General features: G+C 54.1%; 1 protein-coding gene. It reads left to right on the top strand.

Features of this window, described 5'->3' with window-relative positions; all coding sequences use genetic code 11:
• Positions 1 to 502: 502 nt before the first annotated feature.
• Positions 503 to 3,028, top strand: a 2,526-nt coding sequence (locus P273_RS09440) for a hypothetical protein (RefSeq protein WP_034525108.1), incomplete at its 3' end; no start/stop codon positions are given.

Below are 3,028 nucleotides of genomic sequence, written 5' to 3'. Positions count from 1 at the left end.
ATGCTCAGGATCCTGCTGCTGATAGCCCTTGGCCTGGTGGGCTTCGTGGCCTGCCTGAGGAACAGGCAGGAAAGCCGCCACTGATCCCGAAAGCATAAGCCAGGGCCCGTTCTCATCCTTCCAATTCCATGGAGATGAGCGCGGGCCCTGTTTCTTAAATCCCCCTGCCGCTGCCGTTGTCAAAGCAACATTTGCTCCTAATCCAGACCGGTCGGAAGAAGACAATATTTTACTTCTCGCCAGCCGTGTGCCGGGCCTGCCAGGGGCAAGACTTGAACAGCCGCAAAACACCCCACCTGAATCCCGGATCACGCCTCTTATCTCAGTACGCTTTTGAGTCGTAATGAAAATGAAGATGCATTGTTGTGCTCTACATTCAATTGGCTTAATTGGGGATGAGTCAAAAGCAGAGTTGATCTGCACTGGAGCATGATTTCATTGTGGTTTGGGGGGTATTGTATTGAAGCGTTTGCAGGAACGGGACGCTGAGGGATCACTGCACGTGCGCCGTTCGATCATCGTCGTTCTGGTAACCCTGCTGGCGACGCTGGCCATGGTTGTTCCGCTTGGACTGAGCGCGCTTTCGGCCAGTCAGGCCAATGCCGTTGATGGACAGGATGAGACGGCCAGCAGGAAGCCTCTGCTTTATCGGATGTTGGGCTACAACAATAAGATTGATGCCTATCAGGATGAGCTGCGCATGGACTTCATCCTGCGCGTGAAACACAACGAGTTCGACCCTTCTTGCGCCAATGGTACCCGTGGCGCCGACACCACGGGCAGTTGTAATCTGGCTTTCGTCTATCAGTACAGGGGTTCAGAAACCCCAGCATATTATCGCAGAATAAAGTATCTGAACACCATAGCTTCAGCGTCATCCTCGGATCAGCCCTGGTCCGGAGCCTACAAGTGGGCGCAGAATAGGGATGAGTACTTCACCGTGCACACCATAATAAACTCAGGTTTATACGACTATTTGACCGTTTCCATCGAGGGTGATCTGGCGCTTAAGAATTCTGCTGATGCGTCATATTATCAGCCTGGTGGAGCCAACGAGCCGGTGAATATCTACGCAGTTGTCGGACAGCAGAAAGGGGCACTATCCTGCCTTGCTCCTGGTACTCCATGGAATTGGGTCGCCGGAATCGATGACTGTGGCATTTTTAACCCTGACACCATGATTAATGCGCCGGACAGGGTATCCAACATTACCTCAACTTTAACGGCAAATGGCAAGAACTTCACCCTGTATATGCAGACATGCCAAGGGAAAGGCGCTGATCTTCAGTGCAGCGGCCCGTATTCTTGGGTAGGCTGGGATGGCAATCCGTTACTCTATGGAGGCAGTCAGTCCAACTGGGGCATGGTAACCGACTATGGTTTTCCTGATTACAATAGCCTTACTCTTGGGAGAATGCCGGGCTCTGATGCGGGCGTAGCTCCGCCCCGCTCTTTCTTTGCGTACTGGCTGAATGTGCGTGGCAGCACTATCTATAATCCTGATGGCATATGTTCTGAGACCAATTCCTATTATTACCAGTGGGTGGCACTGAAGGATGGCCAGTGGGTGCCTGTTGATGAGTTGACCCCTGAGCCGGTCCTGGTGACAGGCCAGCAGCCGTCTCCCAATTCGTTGACTACCACGGTAGGCGCGGAAGTCCAAGCTAGTAGGTATTCGGCTTTCAACTTGCCCAAACAACCGACAAATCCCAATGAGATGTTTGCCACTGACAAGAATGGCCAGCCTATGCCTGCCCAGAATTCGGATGGCTCCATCAATTTCAAGGAGGCCAAGGCCAAGCAGGGTCTTGATGGCTATTTCAAGATGGTCACCTGGCCTGTTACGACCAATCGGGACGGCAGCGCTTGCACCGTCAGCCCGGAAGTGTACAACCCTGAGCGGAAAGGTCTCGTCGGGATACGTGACGGCATGAACAGCTCGGATGTAGAACGGAATATTGCTGCGGGTTGGACGATCAATAGTGCCTTCTATAAGTATGATGTGCCTCGCCCCAAGGATCCGACGATCACCAACATCCAGAATGATGCAGACGGCAGCTTGGATGCTTCGGGCAGTGTGTATACGTCGAAGCTTGATCCAGTAATCAGTGGTGAGTGCACGCCCTCCAAGGATGCCGCGCATCCAAACAAAGTTGTTCTTTACGGGGAGGATCCCGCCAATCCCATCAGTGACGCACAGAGCCAGAACGGCGGAGACTTGGTGAAGACCGCGGACACGTGGGGGTTCAGGCTTGGTGAAGTTGAGTGCAAGGTCGATCCCAAGAGCAAACAGGGAGGATCCTGGCAGATACAGGACACCAATAAGCAGTATCCGTCGCCGGATCCAGGCAACAAGTACGACGGGTACCGACGGTATCATGCCTGGGTGATCGAGTCCACATCCGGGTTCGGCCTGACCTCGTTCTTCTCGAATATCGGGACGGCCTATTTTGTCTCGGGCGAGAACGTTCCGGATGCGAGCAAGTTCTCGGTCACGGTGCCTCATACGGTCAACGGGAGCCTGCCGGCGGGTTCGGTGGTCACGTTCAAGGGTGTCGCATCTCCTGTGTACACGGCCTGGTCGTCGGGGAAATTGGGGATGACTGATTCGAAGATGGCCATTTCCATGAAGCAGAATGCTGTCTCCGATTGGACCAGCCTGCTGACCACTCCGGCCAACACTTTCCAGAGGGATGCGGCGGCCGGCACCACGTCTTCCGTGGAAGATTCTGCAACAGGCCTCACGCTGGGCCTGAACAAGACAACGGCATCCACATGGTCCTGGACGCTGAATATCCCTGCCGGTAAGTTCACTGGTTACGACGGCAGTGACGAGACGCAGACCTATACTTTCCAAGTTGAGATGATCAACCCGATGAATGTTCGTTCAAGGCCGGCATCCATCGAGCGGAAGGTCGACATGACGCCCACGGCGTTGACCTTGGAGCGGTATGACGTTTTCCAAGTGGCGGGCAAAGCCTATAAGTATGTGGACGGGAATAGGAAGGTTCCCGAGACCAAAGGGACT

The sequence above is a fragment of the Bifidobacterium sp. A11 genome (assembly GCF_000499185.1).
GTDB lineage: Bacteria > Actinomycetota > Actinomycetes > Actinomycetales > Bifidobacteriaceae > Bombiscardovia > Bombiscardovia mizhiensis.
Note: the sequence above shows the minus strand (reverse complement) of the source record. Positions and strands in the feature narration are given on the sequence as shown.